At 53.5% G+C, this 21,973-nt stretch carries 20 protein-coding genes; 11 read left to right on the top strand and 9 right to left on the bottom strand.

From position 1 onward, the window contains the following. The 3 genes from GS646_RS12975 (at window position 1) to yghX (ending at window position 3,779) form a co-directional block, all read left to right on the top strand. Entirely contained in the window at window positions 1–1,299 is a 1,299-nt protein-coding gene (locus tag GS646_RS12975; RefSeq protein WP_171188375.1) for a malonyl-CoA decarboxylase, read from the top strand. Then, window positions 1,296–2,819: a malonyl-CoA synthase gene (locus GS646_RS12980; RefSeq protein ID WP_171188377.1), complete on the top strand. Its 1,524-nt coding sequence runs from the start codon at window positions 1,296–1,298 to the stop codon at window positions 2,817–2,819. Before GS646_RS12975 ends, GS646_RS12980 begins: the two co-directional genes overlap by 4 nt. Window positions 2,820–2,891: 72 nt before the next feature. Then, a complete protein-coding gene (gene yghX / locus GS646_RS12985; protein WP_171188379.1) occupies window positions 2,892–3,779 on the top strand; it encodes a YghX family hydrolase in 888 nt (295 codons plus the stop codon). A 140-nt stretch (window positions 3,780–3,919) separates the two neighbouring features. On the opposite strand, the gene GS646_RS12990 is transcribed toward yghX, so the two are convergent. Next, entirely contained in the window at window positions 3,920–4,666 is a 747-nt protein-coding gene (locus GS646_RS12990) for an IclR family transcriptional regulator (protein WP_171188382.1), read from the bottom strand. 215 nt (window positions 4,667–4,881) lie between these two features. Between GS646_RS12990 and GS646_RS12995 the strand changes: the two genes are divergently transcribed. From GS646_RS12995 to mgrA, 7 genes are all read left to right on the top strand, one after another. Then, entirely contained in the window at window positions 4,882–5,718 is an 837-nt protein-coding gene (locus GS646_RS12995) for a cyclase family protein (protein ID WP_216600514.1), read from the top strand. 61 nt (window positions 5,719–5,779) lie between these two features. Then, the gene (locus GS646_RS13000) at window positions 5,780–6,124 is read left to right on the top strand and encodes a cupin domain-containing protein (RefSeq protein WP_171188384.1); all 345 of its coding nucleotides are present in this window, start codon (window positions 5,780–5,782) and stop codon (window positions 6,122–6,124) included. A gap of 11 nt (window positions 6,125–6,135) precedes the next feature. Continuing rightward, entirely contained in the window at window positions 6,136–6,642 is a 507-nt protein-coding gene (locus GS646_RS13005; protein ID WP_171188386.1) for an SDR family oxidoreductase, read from the top strand. After that, window positions 6,639–7,298 (top strand): MFS transporter, encoded by a 660-nt coding sequence (locus GS646_RS13010; protein ID WP_371732083.1) that lies wholly within the window; start codon window positions 6,639–6,641, stop codon window positions 7,296–7,298. The genes GS646_RS13005 and GS646_RS13010 overlap by 4 nt, the downstream gene beginning before the upstream one ends. A gap of 351 nt (window positions 7,299–7,649) precedes the next feature. Beyond that, window positions 7,650–8,585: a hypothetical protein gene (locus GS646_RS13015; RefSeq protein ID WP_171188388.1), complete on the top strand. Its 936-nt coding sequence runs from the start codon at window positions 7,650–7,652 to the stop codon at window positions 8,583–8,585. A 327-nt stretch (window positions 8,586–8,912) separates the two neighbouring features. After that, entirely contained in the window at window positions 8,913–9,545 is a 633-nt protein-coding gene (locus GS646_RS13020; protein WP_171188390.1) for a tyrosine-type recombinase/integrase, read from the top strand. A 289-nt stretch (window positions 9,546–9,834) separates the two neighbouring features. Then, a complete protein-coding gene (mgrA, locus tag GS646_RS13025) occupies window positions 9,835–10,866 on the top strand; it encodes an L-glyceraldehyde 3-phosphate reductase (protein ID WP_171188392.1) in 1,032 nt (343 codons plus the stop codon). A 190-nt stretch (window positions 10,867–11,056) separates the two neighbouring features. On the opposite strand, the gene GS646_RS13030 is transcribed toward mgrA, so the two are convergent. Genes GS646_RS13030 through GS646_RS13065 form a run of 8 tightly spaced genes read right to left on the bottom strand, consistent with a single transcriptional unit; the run spans window position 11,057 to window position 21,128 of the window. Beyond that, a complete protein-coding gene (locus tag GS646_RS13030; protein ID WP_253746617.1) occupies window positions 11,057–12,355 on the bottom strand; it encodes an aminotransferase class III-fold pyridoxal phosphate-dependent enzyme in 1,299 nt (432 codons plus the stop codon). Window positions 12,356–12,407: 52 nt separating this feature from the next. Next, complete coding sequence (locus tag GS646_RS13035) at window positions 12,408–13,970, bottom strand: trimethylamine methyltransferase family protein (RefSeq protein ID WP_171188396.1); 1,563 nt, start codon at window positions 13,968–13,970, stop codon at window positions 12,408–12,410. After that, window positions 13,963–15,195 carry an aromatic ring-hydroxylating dioxygenase subunit alpha gene (locus GS646_RS13040; protein ID WP_171188398.1) on the bottom strand — a complete coding sequence of 411 codons (1,233 nt, stop codon included), beginning with the start codon at window positions 15,193–15,195 and terminating at the stop codon, window positions 13,963–13,965. The genes GS646_RS13035 and GS646_RS13040 overlap by 8 nt, the downstream gene beginning before the upstream one ends. Next, window positions 15,192–17,255 carry an FAD-dependent oxidoreductase gene (locus GS646_RS13045; RefSeq protein WP_171188399.1) on the bottom strand — a complete coding sequence of 688 codons (2,064 nt, stop codon included), beginning with the start codon at window positions 17,253–17,255 and terminating at the stop codon, window positions 15,192–15,194. Before GS646_RS13045 ends, GS646_RS13040 begins: the two co-directional genes overlap by 4 nt. Before the next feature lie 60 nt (window positions 17,256–17,315). Beyond that, window positions 17,316–18,377: an extracellular solute-binding protein gene (locus tag GS646_RS13050; protein ID WP_171188401.1), complete on the bottom strand. Its 1,062-nt coding sequence runs from the start codon at window positions 18,375–18,377 to the stop codon at window positions 17,316–17,318. A gap of 17 nt (window positions 18,378–18,394) precedes the next feature. Then, complete coding sequence (locus GS646_RS13055) at window positions 18,395–19,492, bottom strand: ABC transporter ATP-binding protein (RefSeq protein ID WP_171188403.1); 1,098 nt, start codon at window positions 19,490–19,492, stop codon at window positions 18,395–18,397. Then, window positions 19,489–20,277, bottom strand: coding sequence for an ABC transporter permease (locus GS646_RS13060; protein WP_170572151.1), 789 nt, complete (start codon window positions 20,275–20,277; stop codon window positions 19,489–19,491). Before GS646_RS13060 ends, GS646_RS13055 begins: the two co-directional genes overlap by 4 nt. Beyond that, window positions 20,274–21,128, bottom strand: a complete 855-nt coding sequence (locus tag GS646_RS13065; RefSeq protein WP_170474779.1) for an ABC transporter permease — start codon at window positions 21,126–21,128, stop codon at window positions 20,274–20,276. The genes GS646_RS13060 and GS646_RS13065 overlap by 4 nt, the downstream gene beginning before the upstream one ends. A gap of 103 nt (window positions 21,129–21,231) precedes the next feature. Between GS646_RS13065 and GS646_RS13070 the strand changes: the two genes are divergently transcribed. After that, window positions 21,232–21,906, top strand: coding sequence for a TetR family transcriptional regulator C-terminal domain-containing protein (locus tag GS646_RS13070; protein WP_170474750.1), 675 nt, complete (start codon window positions 21,232–21,234; stop codon window positions 21,904–21,906). The last annotated feature ends 67 nt before the right edge of the window (window positions 21,907–21,973 follow it).

The raw sequence follows: 21,973 nt of genomic DNA on the forward strand, positions 1-21,973 counted from the left end.
ATGCAGCGGAATTGGTTTCTGGGTGACCTATTAAACCAATTGCTGGACCGTCCTGGCAAAAGGCGCGGCAGGGATGACAAACGATCCATTGTAGAACTTTGTGAGGCGCTATTGTCCGCAGAAGGTGAAGTTTCCGGTTTCACGCTCGCGTCTACGATCCTTGATCGCTATCAAACCCTGGGTGATCCGGAGAAACTAAACTTTTTTGCCTATTTGAATGACCATCTAGAGCTGGACGCGGATCAGCTTTTCGAATTAGCGCGCCTCTACGCCAGTGATCGAAGTGTCGACCTTTATCAAAGGCTAAACGAGGTGGCAGAGCCACGGCGTCAAGAATTGCTGCGACGCTTGAACCAACCTACTGGTGCGACGCAAGAAATTGTGGCCATGCGTGTTGACCTGCTGCGCTTTCTCGAAACCAATCCAGAATTTAAGCGAACAGATATCGATTTCGTTCATTTGTTACGCAGTTGGTTCAACCGAGGTTTTCTTGTCCTCAAGCAAATCAGCTGGGACACTCCTGCTCGCGTTCTGGACAAAATCGTTGCGTATGAGGCGGTGCACCAAATCAACGATCTGGATGATTTGCGGCGCAGACTCTATCCGCCTGATCGTCGTTGTTTTGCATTCTTCCATCCATCGATGCCAGACGAGCCACTGATATTTGTTGAGGTCGCTCTGACCGCTGAAATCCCGAATGCGATAGACACACTACTTTCTGAAGATCGAGAACCAATCGAAGCCGAGCAAGCGAAAGTCGCGGCGTTCTACTCTATCTCGAATTGCCAAAAAGGTTTAACCGGTATCAGCTTTGGCAATCTGTTGATCAAACAGGTTGTAACTGAGCTGTCGCGAGAGCTTCAGCAGCTTAACACCTTTGTAACCTTGTCGCCTATACCGGGGCTCAAGCGTTGGCTGACCGGGAAAACCGAAAACTCGGAATACGGCCATGCAGCTCAGGCCATGCTGGCAGACAAAGCCACGCCACAAGTCGTACGCGGGATGGCTGCGCGATACTTGATGTTTGCCAAGCGCGAAGACGGGATGCCGCTAGATCCTGTGGCCCGCTTTCACCTCGGAAACGGTGCCGAGTTGCACGAGTTGCACGCAGAAGCCGATTTGTCACCGAACGGACGATCACAATCCGGCGGTGCGATGGTGAACTACCTGTACGATTTAAACAAAACAGAACGTCATCACGAAGAGTTCGCGACACATGCGACGATCGAAGCCTCGCGTTCTGTTCGCGCGGCCTCAACCGCTGCGCTTGCGACCAAGCCAAGGGAAAATACCGCGTGACCAACACTCTATACGACAGCCTGTTTGCCCAGCATGAGGGCAACGAGGCTCCGTTCCTGCAACTCGATGATGGCCGGGTAGTATCTTATGACGCGTTCCATAGGCGTGCCGCGCAGATCGCGCACGTGTTGAAAAAAAGCGGAGTTTCACCCGGTGATCGCATCGTAGTACAGGCTCCTAAACTGGCCGATACGATTGCGCTCTACGCTGCTTCAGTTCAGGCAGGTGCTGTCTACATGCCGCTCAACACTGCTTATACGTTGGCAGAGTTGGACTACTTCATCTCTGACGCACAACCTGCATTGATCGTCTGTGACACCAAAGACAAAGCAGAACTCGAACAATTGGCAGCCCGTTGCGGCGCTAACCTGCTGACCCTTGGCGGCGAAGATTCAAGTTTAAGCCACGCGGCGGACGAACAGCCCTGTGTTTTCGAAACTTTGGATCGCGGGGCAGAGGATCTCGCGGCGCTTCTCTATACATCAGGCACCACGGGCCGGTCGAAGGGCGCGATGCTCAGCCATCGGAACCTGCTGTCGAATGCTCAAACGCTTGTTGATTTGTGGGGCATCACGAACGTTGACCGCTTAGTTCACGCGTTGCCGATTTTTCACACGCATGGGTTATTCGTGGCGATGAACACATCGCTTCTCGCCGGGGCCAAGGTTCGGTTAATGGAAAGATTCGATGTTGGTGTGATCTTGGATGAATTGCCTCGCTCGACCCTTCTGATGGGCGTCCCCACTTTTTATACCAGATTGCTGGCGGACGAAGGTTTCACCAATGAGGTCACGGGGAACATGCGTCTGTTCATTTCCGGCTCAGCTCCGCTGCTGGCGGAAACCCATGTGGCGTTCGAAGCGCGGACCGGCCACCGCATCCTTGAGCGCTACGGTATGACCGAGACGAACATGAACACCTCTAATCCGTATAGTGGTGAGCGCCGCGCGGGAACGGTTGGCATGGCGCTACCCGGCACCGAGGTGATCGTGACCAACCCTGAAACCGGGGAATCGCTGCCCCAGGGCGAGGTGGGAATGATCGAAGTGCGCGGACCCAATGTTTTTAAAGGCTATTGGCGGATGCCCGAAAAAACCGCCGAGGAGCTTCGAGAGAATGAGTTTTTCATCACCGGAGATCTGGGCCGGTACAGTGAAGAAGGCTACCTGTCGATTGTCGGTCGGTCAAAAGACCTGATCATTACTGGTGGTTACAACGTGTATCCCAAAGAAATCGAAGACATCTTGAACGACTTCAATGGCGTTTTGGAATCAGCAGTTTTTGGAGTTCCCGATAGCGATTTCGGCGAGGCGATTATCGCCGTTCTGGTTGCCGACCCCGGTGCACAACTTGACATGAAGAAGTTGGCCGAGACGGTCAAAGACAAGCTTTCACGCTTTAAACATCCCCGCAGCTACGAAATCGTCTCGGGCCTGCCTCGAAATACAATGGGAAAGGTTCAAAAGAACGTGCTGCGCGATCAGTATTCTCAAAAGGAACTGCAAGTGGGTGTGTTGTAGCAGACCCGCCGGAAACTCCAAAGCATCCAATAACCTCAACTTAAGAACTGCCAATTCATCAGGAGAGTCACAATGACCCGCATGACGGCAAAAGACTTCGACCAAGAGCTTCTAGATCTTTACGACTTTTACGCGCACGGAAAAATCACTAAACGCCAGTTTCTGGATCGCGCTGGTAAGTTTACAGTCGGCGGCCTATCGGCGGTCGCGCTGCTGAACATGCTCAGCCCAAATTATGCATTGGCCGAGCAGGTGTCATTCAACGATCCCGACATCCATGCAGACTACATCACCTACCCCTCGCCAAATGGCACCGGTGACGTGCGGGGCTACCTTGTCCGGCCCGCAGGCGAAGAGAAACCTCTGCCAGCTGTGCTGGTCATTCACGAAAACCGTGGCCTTAATCCCTATATCGAAGATGTAGCGCGCAGATTGGCGAAAGCCGGCTTCATGGCTCTGGCTCCGGACGGCCTAACGTCCGTGGGCGGGTACCCAGGCAACGACGCAGATGGGCGCGAGTTGCAAAAGACAGTGGACCGGGTCGAGTTGATGAACGACTTCTTCAATGGATTTGAATACCTTTTGAACCGAGGTGACAGCACCGGAAAGGTCGGCGCAGTGGGTTTCTGCTATGGCGGCGGCGTAGTCAGTGCTATTGCTGTTGCCTATCCGGAACTGGCCGCTGGCGTGCCGTTCTATGGTCGCCAGCCAGCATCTGAAGATGTAGCCAAAATTCAGGCACCGCTGCTGATTCAGATGGGAGAGCTTGACGAGCGCATCAACGCAGGCTGGCCAGATTTTGAGGCCGCTCTACGATCAAACGAAAAAGTTTATGAGGCATATATTTATGAAAACGCCAACCACGGTTTTCATAACGACAGTACGCCACGCTATGATGAGGAAATGGCAAACCTAGCCTGGGACCGCACAATTGAGTGGTTCAACACCTATCTGAAGTAATTGGTGTAATCTACTAAGTCAGTTATGCGGACGAAGCAACAAGTCGTTCAGTCGAACGCTAAGTGTTTCTTCGAGTCGATCGCAGACCTAAAACTTGAAATAACGCGAGCCTCTATCTTGCTGAAGTCGCTTTAATGTACTCATTGGAAGGTTTGGTGGATATTTGAGGCTGTTTCAAGCAGAGCTTGTTCGATGGTGTCGCGTTGTCTTGGAAACCGGGTCGACGGTACTGGAACTGAGATCGCGTGCAAATCCCCGACCCAATCGAAAAATGAAAACCCGATTGCGGACACACCAACTGAGTGTTCGTCTAAGTCATAGGCCAACCCCTGTTTGCGGACCGCGTCTATTTCAGAAAGAAACTCATCCAAACTTCTTTGAATACCATTTCGATCCCACTCATTTTGAACCAGTTTGATTACTTCCTGGTTGGAAAGTCTGGCCAGACAGGCCTTGCCGTTTGCTGTGGTGGTCAAGGGAAAGACTTCGCCAACTTGCGAAACAGTCGTCAAACGGTATACGCCCGGGACCTGATCTAAGAAGACCATGCCGATGCCGCGCATGACTGCGAGGTCTGTGGTTTCCCCAGTCTTTTGGGTCAGTTCCGTCAAAAGCAACCGGCAGTGTTCGACGATGCTATACTGCGCAGCGCCCGCGAGAGCGCTTAATTCAGGACCGAGCCTCAAACCACCCCCATTTGCATCTGCGATGACAAGTTTTTCTTCCGCAAGTGCACTTGTGATTCTCTGTACCGTAGAGCGGGGCAGGTCAACCCGCTCGGCTATTTTTCCCAAACTCATGCCGGATTGGCTTTCTTTTAGAACGCGCAAAATAGAGGCCGCTCTGGAAATGACCTGAATGCCACCTTTATTTTCTTTTTCAGACATTTATCCTACCTCGTTCTGTCTTGGCATCGTAGCTCCGAATGCCTGGCGGTTTCTAGTGTTGTATCACAATGCGGTGCAAGTCAACCGTATAGTGAGTTTTTGGTTGACCATAATGCGGTGCGTATGCATCATCATACGGGACAGGTGGGGAGGCCACCCAGACAATTGAAATGCGAACGCCGCCGCATTGCCGGCGAACAGAGGAGATATGCCCAATGGTCGAAATTCGCGGCATTGAGTTTCAGGCAAACACCGACAATGACATGGGGATTGAGTTTTTCAACCTTAGCCACAGATACGGGTTTCAGTGCCCCAACTGGCCCTATTTCAAAGACGTCCAGATCGACCGAAAGCACTACATGGTCAAGTCCGGCGTGTTGTCTCAGACGATTACCACGACGATGCACGTAACCACTCATATTGATGCACCAGCGCACGTCGTTCAGGGAACGCCGTTCATCGACGAGGTTCCGCTCCCCCATTTTTTCGGCTCTGGCCTGGTGGTTTCCGTGCCCAAAAAGAAATGGGAGCAAATCACAGGAGATGATCTGGAAAAGGCCTGTGGTCATGCAATTCGCAAAGGCGACGTGCTGATCATCAACACCGGTTGGCACAAGCAGTATGAAGACGGTGACTACTTTGCTTATTGCCCGGGTCTCGTGCCTTCCGCTGCTGAGTGGATGATCGAAAAAGGTGTGAAAGTCGTTGGGCACGACACCCAAGCGAACGATCACCCGTTGGCGACTGCCATCGGTCCGCAAAGAAACGGTCCGATCTTGCCTCATCTTGAGAAAGAGTACCTCGAGTGGTCAGGCGGAACCCCTTGGGAGGTTGACTTCCCAGAGTGGGAGCCGGTTCACAACATGCTTTTTTCAAAGGGCATTCTCGGCATCGAAAACGTCGGTGGTGATTTGGATGCGGTGACCGGCAAGCGGTGTACCTTCGCGTTCTTCCCTTGGAATTGGGACCGTGGCGACGGCTGCATTATCCGATTGGTTGCGATGATCGACAAGAACCAGTCTTACCGCATCGAAGCTGGCGAAGATTTCTGAACACTCACGGACCGGTCGCCGGTTCGCCGGTGGCCGCCAATAACCTTGAGCGGAGACGGACATGCATCTGAAGCGCTTTCAAGACGCCCAACCCTACGAAGCACCGAACCATTTTGGGTGTCATGGTCTTCGCTTGCAAGGCTTTGAGGAAGGCGGGCCGACAAATCAGTGGATTGGCTTCAGCCAGTTCCTACCGGGCGGTGGTGCTGGGCCGGACTCCACACCTTTTGAGAAAGTCTACGTCGTACTGGAGGGCGAGATGACCGTCATCGTTGACGGCACCGAAATCCTTCTTGGGCCGATGGATAGCTGCACGATCGCACCGGGCGAAGTGCGTAAAATTGAAAACCGCGCCAACCACACCTGCAAAATGCTGGTGGTCATTCCGTATCCACCAGAAAACTAAGGACGAAAAGAATGTCTGATCCACTCAAGATGTTTGACGTAAAAGACAACGTCGCACTGATCACCGGAGCATCCGGCGCGTTTGGCATGGTCGCTGCGCGCGTTCTGGCTGGCGCTGGGTGCAATCTGGTTCTGGCTGCGGGCAATCAAGAAGCGCTCGACGAGATTGCCAAAGAGTGCAAGGCGCTTGGTGCAACCGTCGTTGCGGTGAATACGCGCCCGTCCAACGAGGCATCCTGCGGTGCGCTGGTAGAAGAAGCAGTAAATAATTTTGGTAAGCTCGATATTCTCGTTGTCGCGTCCGGCATGAACAAAGTCGCGCCGATCAACGAAATGGCGCCAGAGACCTTCAATGCAGTGATGGACGCCAACGTGAACCAAAGCTGGCTTTTGGCACGCGCGGCGGCGGCGCACATGAAGCAAAGCGAATACGGCAAGATCATTTTCGTCAGTTCCGCGCGCAGCATTCTGGGACACCCAGCTGGCTACACGGCGTATTGCGCGGATTGCTCGCTTTGAACCTCACTGCTGCCGCTGCTGGGGCTATGGTGCTTGTGAATTCGGTTGTGCTGGTACGCGGCACGTTAGGCCTGTCAGAAAGCGCGTTGGCCTGGACCATGTTTGCATTTGGGGCAGGTTCCATGTTGTCCGCCCTTGTCTTACCGCTCCTGCTTGATCGCATAGCTGATCGCCCTGTGATGATTGCGGGAGCTACCATGGCGATTGCTACACTTATGGTACTGGCGATACTGGTGATGAGTTTCGGCATATCATGGCCCATCCTACTCGGGGCGTGGCTCCTTGTTGGCATCGGCTATTCTGCGGTACTAACACCCTCTGGCCGCTTGTTGCGACGATCGTCTCACGAAGCCGACCGCCCCGCCTTGTTCGCCGCGCAATTCGCACTTAGCCACGGTTGCTGGCTGGTCGCCTACCCTTTGTCGGGATGGCTGATGACCTCGCACGGTACCGTTGAAGCGTTGCTCGTTCTTGCATTGACTGGTGCCATTGGCATTTTTTGCGCCCTGCGCCTTTGGCCTCATGACGACCCTGAAACGCTTACGCACACTCACGAAAATCTTCCACTGGACCACCCGCACTTGCGAGGGGAACGGACGCACACGCACGCTTTCGTCGTTGACGACGAACATCCCCGTTGGTCGCCAACTCTTTGATTTGAAGCCGTGGATTTAAAAACCGACCCTCGCACCGAGCCAAAGCTAATTAGACCCGGCATAAAAAAAAGATAATTTGCGCAGCCACATCGGCAAAACCTTAGACTTACTGCACAGATGTAGCCTTTGGTGGGAAGAGCAGCATGTGCAAAATCGAATCCAAGTTGCATCATTGACTGAAGCGTGTCCTGCCCCCGTTTTGTGACCCACTAAAGTGCCCGGCAGGGGCATGTCTTTCAACCAGGCAGCGCCTGTTCAGGTCGGCGAAAACACCGAGAAAGTTTAAAAAATTATCCTTCGTACGGGCTACAGTTAGCTCACGACGAAAAGCCGTTTAGTGGAGGAACAAGGGTGCCAACCAAGTTCGATGGAGGATTACTCTCTTGGAGTACGGCGTTGGCAATTTGTACAACAGCCGTACTCGTCGTACTGCTTGGCGGTCAGGTCGTTGCGTTTGGTGGTATCGCGGCAGTCGCGGGTTTTTCAGCTGGTTTTTTGGGGTCTGTCTTTTCTAGTCTTGTTTCTAACGCCAGAACGTTTTTTATGGTGCTGGTGAGCATACTGGTATGCACACTCTTCCCGCTTCAGTGGATCGCCTTTCTGTGTGGTTTTGTCTTGATCAGTTGGGCTGCTTTTGAAGGGTACAAGAACGGTGGATTTGCGACAGTTCCTGCATTGAACGGATTGCTCTTGTACTTACTGATCCCACCCGACGAGCGTATTGCCGTTCATGTTTTGGTTTTTCTAGCCGCGGCAACAGTCGGTAGTTTGCTCAGCGTTCGGCTTAACTTGGCGGGATCAGCAATACGACCTCCCATGTCTTTCAAGGAAGCAATTTCTGTTTGGCTATTCTTAATTGTCGGCATGAGTTTGACGTCGTTTCTCGCTCACGTAATCGGAAACCAAAAATCCTATTGGCTTTCGTTGCTGTTCGTATTCCGCGTCTTGGCTCCACTTCAAAAAGTGCCTGATGCTGCATTGCGGTTTGGTGTTGGCGTGGCGCTTGGGTCTTTGGCCGCCCTATGTTTCGAGTTCAGCGGATTGTCTCATCAAGTCTTATTGATCTTCGGGTTTGCCTCCGCTGTCATAGGCGTGCACAGAATAGGTGGTAACACGCTATGGACAGCGATGTTCTTTACGATTGCCACACTTTTGGTGACAGCCCCAACGATTGAGTTTGCGGTCTTCCGAATAGAAGCGGCGGCGATGATAGTCTTTGTAGTCGGAGGGCTATCATTCGTGATCAGTTGGTGCTGGGAACAGATAGAAACCCGTTCCGGAAACTAAAACCGCAATTCTTCCCCCTTTTGGATACCCTCAACGTCTTATTCTTCGAATGACCTCCTGGAAAATGCGCCAAATGACCAAGAGATCTTGAAGCGTTTCAGAGCTCACCAGCGCTTCGTACACAAAGAAAATTTTTTGATCTGGACCCGTACATAGGCCCGGAATACTGAGAAAATAGACTTCCGTTGCAACCTGTACACAAGACTTTGCAAAGTCAGCGTCCTGCGCTTCACTGTCATTCGAGCAGCATGAAGCATCCTGTGATATTGTATCGTGTCAACGTCGGGTTGTCGTTGTGGGCGGGCATGGCGGATCGGAGGATCAGCCATGGAAACCCCAAACTTACCTGCCATTCGTGCACTTCGCCCCGCTTGGAACAAAGGTCGCATCGTCGGTCAAAAACGCCCTCTGAAACCTAAACATGTCTGGGCAATCCGAGTGCGCCTCGAGCTTTCTGAAAACCATCGCGATCTTGCGCTCTTCAACATGGCAATCGACAGTAAGCTCCGCGGCTGCGATCTGGTGAAGATGAAGGTGGCCGATGTCATGTCATCGGGTCAGATCAAGGAACGGGCTTCAGTACTTCAAAGCAAGACGCAGAAACCCGTGCGCTTTGAGATATCAGAGGGCACTCGTGCCTCTGTTGAGAAGTGGATGGAAGACGAGCTGATGGTCGGCTCGGAGTACCTTTGGCCCGGCCGATTTCACGAGCGATTGCACATCTCGACGCGTCAATATGCGCGGATTGTACGCGACTGGGTCACGTCGATCGGTCTCGAGGCAAGCGCCTACGGCACCCATTCAATGAGGAGAACCAAGGTCACTCAGATCTACAAGAAAACCGGAAACCTTCGCGCTGTTCAGCTTCCTCTTGGCCATACTAAGATGGATAGTACAGTCCAATATCTCGGCGTCGAACTCGAGGATGCCTTGGCCATCGCCGAAGCCATTGAGATTTAACGCTCACGGGTCGCTCTCGCGGGCGGCCCAGAGCCGACATCCAACCCGCCATATTGATGCTGCGGTTGCGGCCCGCTTTGCGGACTTTCGCTGCGTCTATGTGACGGTACCGAATGCAATCGATCAAATCGTAAGACATTGGTGCTGGAGTTAGACTAACCATAAGCCCCCATCCTGGGCGCGCTGAAACTCGTGTCGAACTTACCCGAGTTGATCCGTTTGACAGGCCCGACAATCCATTGATTATGTGCGCATGACCAAAGCTCAACGACCGCCAAAGCCAAAACCCATGCCGTACACCCCGGAGCTGGACCGCTACGAGCGGATGGTGTATCGGCGATGTGGGCGGTCCGGTATAAAACTCCCTGTTGTCAGCTTGGGGCTGTGGCACAATTTCGGCGCAGACTCACCGCACGAAAACAAGCGCGCCATGTGTCGTGCAGCGTTCGACCATGGTATCACTCACTTTGATCTGGCAAACAACTACGGTCCACCACCCGGTTCAGCCGAAGAGGCATTTGGCGAGATCCTCAAAACGGATTTCGCGGGTTACAGGGATGAGCTGATCATTTCCTCCAAAGCAGGCTACGACATGTGGCCAGGACCTTACGGAGAATGGGGGTCGCGCAAGTACATGATTGCGTCCTGTGACCAATCACTCGCGCGCATGGGGCTTGATTATATCGACATCTTTTATTCCCACCGCTTTGACCCCGACACCCCGCTTGAAGAGACGATGGGCGCTTTGGATCATATCGTACGGTCGGGTCGCGCGCTCTATGCAGGTATCTCAAGCTACAACTCCCAACGCACGCGCGAGGCGGTGAAAATTCTAAACGACCTTGGGACGCCCTGTTTGATTCACCAGCCTTCTTACAACTTGCTCAACCGTTGGGTGGAGCGGGACGGTTTGCTCGATACCCTCGACGATCTTGGGGTAGGATCGATTGCATTCACGCCGCTAGCACAAGGCATTCTTACGTCGAAATACCTGCGCGATATTCCGGATGGCAGCCGTGCCACACAAGGAAAGTCGCTACTCGATGGCATGATTAACGAGCGATCTCTGGCAAGTGTCCGTGCTCTGAACGATATGGCCGAAGCTCGTGGTCAGACTCTGGCGCAAATGGCTCTGGCCTGGGTGCTCAGAGGTGGGCGCGTGACGACCGCACTTATCGGCGCGTCCCGGCCGGAACAGATCGTCGACTGCGCAGGCGTTGTAAATAATCTCGACTTCAGTTCTGACGAGTTGAAAAAGATCGATGAAATCAGTTCGGAAGAAGATATCAATTTATGGGCAAGGTCGTCAGAAACAGAGTGACCAATCTTATAATTGCTAAAACCCGAGAACATTTGGAACTTGAGGTCATTGGCGGCTGCAGCTTCTGCTACTCGGCTAAATAACTACCAAGACTAACCGGCCCATTGCGGACATTTAGGACGGAATTCAAATGCTGCAGTGGCATACCGGTCTGCGGACATCCGCAACAGTGGCGCAAGCTCTTCATTGTTCACTGAATTCCGCCAAGCCACGTTCGTGTCGCTTCAAGCCCTTTGCGCAAGATAGAAAACATCTGCTCAATTTCACTTTCGCTGATGATAAGGGGCGGTGGAAGAACACACATGTTGATAATAGGTCGAACTAATAACCCACGTTTTTGGCATTCTATTTCGATCTGGCCGCCAATCTCGTAGTCGCATCCCAGATCGCTCTTGGGATCACCATCGACTGAGCATTGTACGCATCCCATCAACCCCATCCCACGCACATCGGCAACGATGTCAATCTGTCGCAAATGGTGCAGCTGATCCTGAAAAACCGGAGCGACCTTTTGAACGTGTTCGAGAAGTTTTTCCCGCTCAATGATCTCAATGCCCTTCAAACCCGCAGCCGCGCTAACTGGATGACCAGAATAGGTGTAACCATTTGAGAAGTTAGCATCTTTTCCCGAAACGTCGGCGATCAATCGGTCAGAGATAATCGCGGCACCCATCGGCGCGTACCCAGATGTCATTCCTTTAGCACAAGTTAGTATGTCCGGCTGAATGCCGAAAACAGCCTCTGACGAAAACCAATGGCCCAATCGCCCAAAAGCTGTCACCACTTCGTCGGAGATGTATAGAACATCATACTTCTTGCAGATGTTTAGGCAGCCTTGGTGATATCCTTTTGGCGGCACGATCACGCCACCAGATGCCAGAACCGGTTCGGCGATAAAAGCGGCAACATTTTCCGGGCCAAGCGCCAAAATGGCGTTTTCAAGATCGGAAACTTTCTCCTTCAGAAAGCTCTCTTCGCTTTGACCAGGTGAACGGTAGAGCGGATTCACGTCTGGCAGGAAATGTGCGAGGTCATCGGCTTTGTCGAGCCAAAGCCGGTCACGCTCTTTTCCACTGACGCTGGCCGCCAAGTAGGTGCTTCCATGATAGGCTTTTTGCCTTGAAATGATTTTCTTTTTCTCGGGTCGACCCAAAAGGTTGTTTCTAAAATGGACAAATCGGATAGCCGTATCCACCGCAGTGGAGCCGCCCGTGGTAAAGAAGACATTGTTCAAATCTCCAGGCGCTCGTTTGGCTATTTCGCGCGCGAACCGCGCAGCAGTCGAGTTGGTGTTGTTGAAAGGCGAGAAATAGGCAAGACTCCTAGCTTGCTCAGCCATGGCCTCGGCCATCTCTTCGCGCCCATAACCGATCTGGGTGCACCACATACCTCCCGGTCCGTCGATCAAGGGTTCACCCTTTTCGTTCACTACATGGATGCCGCTGGCACTTTCGACAAAAGTGCGGCTATTTTTGCCTAAAGCTTCCATCCCTTCCCACGGGTGCAGGAAGTGATCGTTGTCCCATTGTTTGGCATAAGAGTTATCCATGATGGGTCATGCTTTTCGCGCTCATTACAATGGGAAATTCTTCACGCACCTGGGTGTCCAAAGCGCCGAAATAGTTGGGGAAATGACTGTTTAGAATAGAGTTGGCTTTGTCACGGGCGCGGTCCAGCAAATCTGTTTTGCCTTCGTTTTCCCATGTGTCTGTACGCTCACGATCCATAAGTCGCGGATAGACGAATTCGCTGTTCATATAGTTCAGCGTGTGCGGGTTGCCGAGGAAATGGCCGGGGTCGATGGCGCAATCGTGGATCACATCCACAGCCATGGTTTCATCCGTGACCTCTATCCCGCGCAACGACCGCAGGATCATTCCACCCGCTTCGTCATCGATGACCATACTTTCAAAACTACATCCCATGAGGCTACCGATCATACCGCCAAACTCGCAAAGGCGATTGGCACCGGCATGAGCAGCAAGCGTGAAGGTCAGCGCCTTTTCTAACCCGTATTGCGCGTCGGGCAATTTGGCATCGGTCATGCCTGCGCCAACGGATGTGGGCAGACCATAGAAGTTGCCCATTTGAATGGCAGCCGCGCCGATCAGGGCTTGTTCGCCGCTGCCACCGGTGAACGAGCCGCTGCGCAAATCAGTGATGAAGGGCCAGGCGGCAAAGCAAACCGGACAGCCTGGAGTGATGAGGTTTACGATGGCAACGCAGGCCAGCGTTTCGGCCACGGTTTGTACCAACGTTCCCGCAAGCGTCGCGGGGGCTGTGGCCCCGGCTTGCGGAGGCACAGCCAGATCGACGGTGAGGCCAAGTTTGGCGGTATCAATCAGGATCTCCATGTTTTCCTTGCCGATCCGCAGCGGCGAAACCATTGGACAGCCGCCAAAAATGACGCTTGGCTTCTTCATGAAAGCCCCTTCGCCACCCTGAGCCAAATCAAACATGCGGATGGCATGCGGGATATGGCTGCGGTCGCGAAAGGTCAGACAGGCAGGCTTTTGGCTGCCTGCGAGCATTGCATATATGGTGTTCATATCGTGAGCGAAATCATCGGTCACATCGGTAGCCAAAACTGTGTCGCCCAGCATATGGATGTTGTCCAAGCGGTCCACTAGTCGGGTGAAATCATAAACGTCGCGCAGAACCGATGGACGATAGGACTTGGTCTCGGAATCGAAGGTTGTGACGGCGGTGCCAGAGTTGGCGAAATAGACACTCTCGGCCGAGCAATGCATGTCGTCTTTGCCTTCACGCTCACCGCGGGCATAGACATAAAACTCTCTGGCGGCAGCCGCCAGGATGTCTTCCATAAGGGCGCGGGGGAAGCACAACCTATTGAGGTCATTCAAAACTGCGCCTTTGGGAAGCACCAGATCAAGCAATTCCGGGAAATGGTCGGTAACGCCCGTGTTTTCCAGAACGGTTAAGGCCGCTTGATGGATGTTCTCCATATCTGCTTGGGTCAGCGGTTTATAGCGGCCGCCACTTAGGCCTCCACGTACGGCCTCATTGCCCGTGGTAGCCTGTTGAACCTTTATGCGCGCGGCGCGTCCGCCGCCGCCGCGACGGCGTGATTTTGCCTCAGCCATGACCGGACATCCTTTGTTCTGGTTCCGGGCTGATCATGTTGAAATAGAAATCGTAGAAGTCCTGGATCGAGGTTTCCATCTCGCCCAAGGGGCCCGGTTGGAAGTATTGAGAATTTACGCCGGACTGGTTGTGGCGAATGATGCGTTCGTCATCCAAAGATGTGACATGCCAAAGCCAGGTCAGGTCTTCTTTGTCGTAGTCTTCGCCTTCTTCGGCGTCAGCGCGAACCAGCCAGACCACCTGAATGTCGGTTTCCTGTAAGCCTCGTGGAATGAAGCGGTAGCCGACCATGTGATCCGAATAAATCAGGAACCAATTCAATGGACCAATATCAAAGTCAGTTGCGCCACCGTCGAAGCCTTTGAGCGTTCCAAGCAATGGTGCAAGTGCCTCGCCCGATTGGCTGCCGGTTTTGTAGCCTTGGTAAAGCGGATAGCGACGATAGTACCCGCTGGTAAATGGGGTCAGCGCAGCGTCGCCGACAAGAGTCAATTCATTGGGTGACAGCCCGGCTACTACAGCCCTAGCCTTTAGCGGCTCGACCAAACCAGCCATGTCTTGCGGTGATTTCAAGCTATGGGAGCGAGAATACTCTTTGTGCGCTGGCCCGCAGTGGTAGCATTCAAGGTAGTTCTCAACCGCTAGTTTCCAATTCGCGGGAACAGGAAATGACGCGGTATGCGCTACTTTCAAATCGTTCAGGCCATAGGGTTCGACGAGTGGCTCAAGTTTGCTGAGGACAGGATCAAGTAATGGGGTGTTTGCATCGGCACAGACAAAGATCAGGCCCTTGAAGACACTCACCTGAACGGGAAGAAGCCCAAACTTTGACGGGTCGAATTGTTCCCCCATATTGTGACTTGCACGAAGTTTTCCTGATAGCTCATATGTCCATGCGTGGTAGGGGCAAACAAGAACGCGGGCGTTGCCGGACTGTTCAGTGCAGACGCGAGATCCGCGATGGCGGCAGACATTCAAATGAGCACGAATATCGCCATCGCGGTCGCGAACAATGATAATGCTCTCCGGGCCATAGTCGAACAGGAAGTAGTCACCGAGGCTTGGGATTTGACTGACATGCCCTGCCCAAAGCCAGTTGCGGTTCCAGACCCGGGCGATGTCATAGTTATAGATGTCTTGGGAGGTATAGAATTCGCGCGGCAGGGCGTGGCCGTACTGGTGCGAGGCTATTAGCGCATCCAACTCAAAAGGTCGGCTGTTCATCTCGTTTCCTCCAAATCGATTATCTCGCGGCGAAACCAATCCTGATCTGCTTCTGCCTTGGGGCGTTCAAAATCACGGGCCGCGCGGTGGCCCGCGAAGACTGCGTCGACGATCAGCCCTGGAGAAGCGGCATCGCCAATAAGTTCGACGGTTTTCAACCTGAGCCCGCGCAAGCTGTCATATAGCGTCGTCTCACGCTGACGTTCAGTGACCAGAATTGTCGAGGCACATGGAATATCCATTTCGCGACCAGTAAAGGCACAACCGATGCGGGCCATGTCACCTTGAACCGCCGTCAGCACCTGATTACAACGAATGTCGATACCAAGCTCCATCAGACGGGCCTGAATGCGAGGCTGCTCCAAAGTATTGATGGAGTAAGCTGAAACCAAACTCTCCGGCGTGACAAAGACCACCTGGTATCCTGCAGTCGCAAGTTTTTCGGCGATCACTCCTGCCAGATAGATATGATCGTCATCATAGATCATGACCGGGCCATCCGGCGGTAGAACACCATTCATGATGTCATCAGGCGTCAGCACATTGGCGCTTTGCTCGATCTGTGGCACATGGCGCTGGGTGTTACGGCCCATGCCGTCGGTTCGCCAAAGGCTGCCGGTGGCCACAAAGACGTGTTCGACGCCCAGCTCTGCCACTTGATCGCCATTAAGCCTGCTGTCAGTGAACAGCTGAACGTTGCCGCGTTGCTTTAAATCATGCAGACGATAGTCGACGACGCGGGACCAAGCTGCGAGGCCGGGAAGTTTGCTTTCCTTCGTAACCCGCCCGCCCAATTCGGCTGACGCCTCGGCCAACGTCACCTGATATCCTCGCCTTGCCAACTGCATGGCGCATTCAAGACCGGCAGGGCCACCGCCAACAACCAAAGTGTCCGCGTTGCTCTTTTTCGGCGCGATGATCTCGGGGTGCCAACCGCGCCGCCATTCCTCACCCATGGTGGGGTTTTGAGTGCAGCGGATCGGGATGCCCAGATTGTCGGATGAGACGCAGATATTGCAGCCGATACATTCGCGGATTTCGTCAATGCGACCCTTCTCAATCTTTTTCGGAATGAACGGGTCCGCTATGGAAGGTCGCGCGGCTCCGATAAGGTCGACAATTCCCTTATGGACCATCGACAACATCATGTCAGGCGACGTCAGGCGACCGACACCAACCACAGGTTTGCGGGTGATCTGCTTAACGTGGGACAGAAACGCGTTCTGATATCCGTCCTCTGGCTGAAAACGAGTCGTGGCACTGTCATTGGACCAGTCAGCCACATTCACATCCCATAGGTCAGGAAGATCAGCCAAGAGCTCGACAATGGCGCGGCCTTCTTCTGCTGCCTGCATGCCCCCGGCACCCATCATCTCATCAATAGCAAAACGTAACGCCACAGCGCAGCTGTCGCCCACGGCTTCGTGAGTGTCTTCCAGCAGTTCACGTGTCAGACGCACGCGATTTTCGAGCGACCCACCATATTCATCGCTACGCTGGTTCATATGTGGCAGCATGAAATGCTGCGCCAATGTCATGTTGTGCCCGGCATACACATAAATGATGTCAAACCCGGCATCTTTCGCGCGCAAGGCGGCCTCGCGGTGCCAACGGCGGAATTCCCGAATGTCGGCCTTATCCATAGCCTGCGCCTGCTTGGGGTGTGTCGTGTCGACGGACATTTCGGAAGGCGCAAGAACCGGGGCGCGGGTTAGCAGGTTTTGCGCATGATTGCCGTTATGAACCAGCTGGATAGCCGCCAGTGCACCATGTGCATGTACTGCGTCTGTCATCAGCCGCAACGCGGGCACATCGCGCGCGTCCCATAGCCGCCCTTCGGCGTAAGGAGAAAGGTCAGAAGTCGGGTGAATCTCGGTCTCCTGATTGGAAACCACCGCCCACCCGCCTTCGGCCTTCATTCCACGAACGGCAGCATCCGCCCTTGGTCGGAGGTGCCCCAACCCGGTGCAATGAGGCACCTGATAGAAGCGGTTCCTGGCAGTGACTGGCCCGATCTGAACCGGTTCCAAGAGCATAGCATATGGGTTCGCGTCTGACATGTTCACGCGTTTTCCTGTGTTTGTGTTCCGGGGCTGGTTGGCCCCGGAGATATTGTTGAATCAGAAGCCGGCTTTGATCCGTTCAAACTCCGCCAGCATTTTTGCCTCAAGCTCGGGGTTCACCGCATCAAAGAACAAACTGCCCTCGAAGAAGCTTTTTGGATCGGAGAAACCATAGGCTTCGATGTTGGCCTGATCGGCAACTTCGAACGCTTTTGCGTTGGAATGCGGGTAGCCCCAGTTGTCGATGATGTACTGACCGCTGGCCGGGTCGGTAAGCGCGTTCAACAGATCATAGACCTGATCGACCGGTGTCGTGGATGATTTCAGATGCACATAGCCGCACGCCCAGGTCGCGATACCCTTGTCGACGTCTCGCATCATCGCGGCCGGCACCTCATTCCAGATCAGGTTTAGTTCTGACTGGTTCCAGGCCCAACCCAATTCGATCTCGCCGCTGGTCATAGCCTGGTCAAACTGACCTGCGTCGGACCAGTAAAAGCGCATGTTCGGGTGGATCGAGCGCAGGAAGTCAGACGCTTCCTTGAACTGCTCGTCGCTCAAGTTGGTGTAGTCGTCAGCATTTCCAGTAGCCAGCGCCGCTAACGCATACGCAGATGATGCGGCATCCGGGATAGCGATCTTACCGGCATAGGCCGGGTCGGCCAGCAATTGTAGTGAGATATCGTCGCCCGAGATCTTGTCGGTGCGATAGATAATGCCCGTGTTCCCCCATTCGAACGGCAACATGTAAAGCTGGCCGTCCAGAACGATGGCGTCGACCTCCTTGATCTCGGGCAGTACATCGGCCCAATTGGTCAGTTTGCTTTCATCCAGCGGCTGAATCAGATCTGCTGCGACCCATTTTCTGACCGCGTCGGAACAAGGATGTGCCAGATCAGCAGTAAAACCGGAACTCAGCTTGGTAAAGGCTTCTTCCTGGCTTCCGAAATAGGAATAGCTCGGTGCCTCATTCCCGTATTTTTCCATGTAGCTGGCAAAGAAGCCCGGGTCTTCATATCCCGACCAGTCAAAAACCGTCAGATCAGCTCCACCGGCGCTGGCGCTTCCTGCACTTATCGCCGTCGCACATGCGAAAGCCGCAATTCCCTGAAGTTTCATTTTTTCCTCCCATTGTCTTATTCTGTGTCTGTGCCAAGATCGATCACGCTGGCGCTTTGGACTCCCAGCCAAACTGCGTCGCCGCGATTGAAATCAACCGTGTGAAAGTAGTTCGGAACCGAGACCGCGATCGGCGCGTCGGCTTCCTCAACCTGAATGTGGTAGTGAATGTTCTCGCCATAAAAGGCCACATTGCTGACTTTGCCCTGAACGGTTGATGGATAGTCTTCGGGTTTATCAGCGGTGATTTCTAATTGTTCGGGTCGAATACCGATGTTCATATCTCGGGCGCTGGTTGCAACGTTGGGGTTTCTTCCAATTTCCATTTGGCCAAAGGCCTTCGCGTGGATTGAAAGCGTATCGCCATTTTCCTTTAGCAACTGGGCAGGCAGAATGTTCATCTCACCGATGAAACTGGCGACCTGCTGATCGCAAGGCCGGGCGTAAAGCGTTGTTGGCGTATCCACCTGCTTGAGGCGCCCATTGAACATCACGCCTATGCGGTCAGACATTGTCATCGCCTCGTATTGGTCGTGTGTGACCATCACAAAGGTAATACCCAGCGATTGCTGCAGATGGCGCATTTCAAATTGCATCTGCTCGCGCAGCTTCTTGTCCAAGGCCGACAAGGGCTCATCCAGCAACAATACTTTGGGTCGCATGATCAGCGCGCGGGCGAGCGCCACCCTTTGCCGTTGCCCGCCTGACAACTCACTTGCGCCGCGATCCTCAAGCCCCCCCAACTCGACCATTTCCAAGGCTTCGGCTACGCGCTGGTCGATTTCGGCTTTGGGGGCCTTACCGCGTAATCCATAGGCCACGTTGTTCCCGACATTCAGGTGCGGGAAGATAGCATAGCTCTGAAATACCATGTTGGTCGGCCGGTTATTGGCAGGCACACCATCCATATCCTGACCGTCGATCAGCACAGTGCCTTTGGTCGGCTCTTGGAATCCCGCGATCATCCTCAATACCGTGGTTTTGCCACATCCCGATGGGCCGAGGAGTGAGAAAAACTCGCCTTCTTTAAGATCGAGATTGATCCCGCTAGCCGCCAGGAATGTACCATAGCGCTTTTCGACGCCCCTGAGTTCTATGATGTTTTTGTCTGTCATCTGACCTCTGATGCGGATGAGCGGCGCCGGAAATACTCAGCCAGCACCAAAAGCAGGACCGATGTAAGCAGCAGGATAGAGCCTAGGGCCAAAACGTTTGGAAGCTTGGCGGGGAAGCGAATCTGGCTCCAGATGTATACTGGCAAGGTTGGTTGGTTGCCGGACAGGAAAAAGGCGAGGACGAATTCGTCGAAGCTGACTGTGAAAGTGACCAACAAACTGGCTACGATACCCGGGGAAACGACCGGAAGCGTCACGCGGCGGAAGGTGTCGAACACGCCGACGCCCAGATCGTAAGATGCTTCCTCCAGCGACGCATCGAAGTCATCGAACGCAGACTTCAGGATCGAGACGGAAAACGGCAGTGCAAGAAATGTATGGCCCAGAACGACGGTCAGCAAAGACGGCTTGAGTCCGACAAACAGAAACAGAACCAGCATTGAAGAAGCAACTATAATGCCGGGAATAACCAAAGGCAGCATCACCAGACCTTCGGCAGCACGCTGACCCCGAAAACGGTACCGAACAAAGGCGCGAGCGGCGAACAACCCCATTGCGGTAGACAGAAGTGCCACGACGGTGCCGACGCCAAGCGAATTCCAAAGGGCCTGGATCAAGGTATCCTGTTCGCCCAGCTTCCGATACCAGTCCAGCGTCCAGCCCTTGATCGGAAAGGCAACTATTGTGCCGCTATTGAATGAAAACAAGGGCAGAAAAAGGACGGGCAGGTAAAGAAAAACCAAATACAGAAAAGCGTAGGCTGTCAGGGTCGAAGGGCGTCTCATCTTATACGCCTCCCTAGCCGGGTGGCGGTAATTACAAACACTATAGCGACAAAGCCAACCGATAGCATCGCGATCAGTGAAAGGGTGGCGCCGAGTGGCCAGTTGTTGGCGGCCCCGAACTGCACCTGAATTAGGTTGGCGATCATCTTCCCGTCCGACCCTCCAACAAGTGCCGGGGTCACATAGTCACCTACCGTGGGGATAAATATGATCAGACAAGCAGCAATAATCCCTGGGATGGTTAGTGGCAGCGTCACCCGCATGAAGCGTTGAAAAGGGCTGTTACCGAGGTCGGTGGCGGCTTCTAGTAAACTTGGATCGATCTTCTGCAATGAGACATAGATCGGCAGGATCGCAAATGGCGCCCAGGCATGAGCAAGCGTCAGCACGACTGCAAATTCATTGTAGAGAAGGAAGTCCAGCGGTTCGTCAATCAAGCCAAGCATCAACAGTGCGGAGTTCATCACTCCATTGAACCCTAGAATGAGTTTCCAGGCAAAAACGCGCAGGAGGTAGCTAGACCAGAATGGAATGGTGATGAGCAGAAGCCAGATGGTCTTTTTCCGGGCCTTCATCGCGATGAAATAAGCGATGGGATATGCCAGTGCGACGGTAACTGCTGTTACTGCTCCGGCAATCCAGATCGACCTTAGCATCAAGTGTCGGACCAGAGGATCTGCAAACGCGTCGCTATAATTTTTTAGTGTCGGCGTCTTATCGAGCGTTACGTAAGATTGCGTCCAGAACGAATAGGCGATCAGGATCAACAATGGAGCCGTCACCAGAAAACCCACATAAGCCGTGGCTGGTGCGCTGAGGGTATAGCCCCGGGATGCTTCGCTACGAAAGATTACCCAACCTCCTTTCCGGATTTTCACGAGTCACTAATGGACGATCGTCCATTAAATGTTGCGCCAGAACGGTCTTTCGTGTCAATCTTCCTGTGAGATAGACTTGAGGGATGCCATCAAGAGGATGGAATTATTGAATAAAGTGGAAAACGTCAGAGGAAGAAAACGTGGCTCGAAACGTGCTCCGGATGCCAATAAGCAACTTCTGATCAAGGCGACTCTGGACTCTATCGCGGATATTGGAGTCACCGATACGACGGTCAGCCGCATCTGCGAGCGTTCTGGTTTATCGCGCGGAATGATCCATTTGCATTTCGGCGGGAAGGACAATTTGCTGACGGCAGCAGCCCAGCATTTCAGTGCTCAATATTATGCCGAAATGGACAAATTGACCGACCTGGGTTCGGATGCATCGCCCGAAGACCGTGTGATGGCCGTGATCGAGGCGGACCTATCCGAAGCTCTGCTCAATCCAAGAAGTACGAAAATCTGGCATGCATTCCGCGGCATCGCGAGCTCACACCCAGGTATTGCCCGCTACAGCAGCACCCAAGATCAAAAACTCGTCGAGACCTTGCGGCTTGCGTTTAAGGAGATAGCTCAAAAAAACGAGCGTGACCCAAACTTGGTGGACGATGCCACCGCCGGAACGCTGGCTTTGCTGGAAGGTATGTGGGTCAATTACCTAACAGATATGCAGGGTTTTTCACGACGACGCTCTGTTGATCTTATCAGACGTTTCTTGTGCGGACTTTTCCCCGGAAAATTCAAATTGTGAGATTTCGGGACGCTCAGATTTGAGACAGAAAAAACAGCATGTTCTTGGAAAGCCGACTGCTGGTATT

The sequence above is a fragment of the Ruegeria sp. HKCCD4315 genome (assembly GCF_013112245.1).
In the GTDB taxonomy this organism is placed as follows: domain Bacteria; phylum Pseudomonadota; class Alphaproteobacteria; order Rhodobacterales; family Rhodobacteraceae; genus Ruegeria.